Raw genomic sequence first — 248 nt, forward strand, 5'->3', positions numbered from 1 at the left:
CCGCAGACGGTGCGCAATTGTTTGCCCAGCGAGGCAAGGGCAACGGGGTCGAGCGCCAATCCTCTCACGACCGTCACGCTCTTCCCGCCCCGGCCTTTGGTCTCGCGAACGACCCGCGCGACGCCGTCCCCTGGTGGTTGTGTCCGGGCAATCGCCTTGCATATACACTCCGTGACCGCGTGGCGGCACTCGGGACACATGCGTCCGCCGTCTGTTGAGTAAACGAGGCCACCCTTCGAACTGCTCTT

Annotated in this window: 1 protein-coding gene; it reads right to left on the bottom strand. The window is 64.9% G+C overall.

Features of this window, described 5'->3' with window-relative positions; all coding sequences use genetic code 11:
* The coding region (locus SB786_RS37175; protein ID WP_410731705.1) for a stress response translation initiation inhibitor YciH at window positions 1–248 on the bottom strand (248 nt) is incomplete at both ends.

This window comes from Burkholderia sp. SIMBA_062, from assembly GCF_046534765.1.
GTDB classification, from domain to species: Bacteria; Pseudomonadota; Gammaproteobacteria; order Burkholderiales; family Burkholderiaceae; genus Burkholderia; species Burkholderia ambifaria.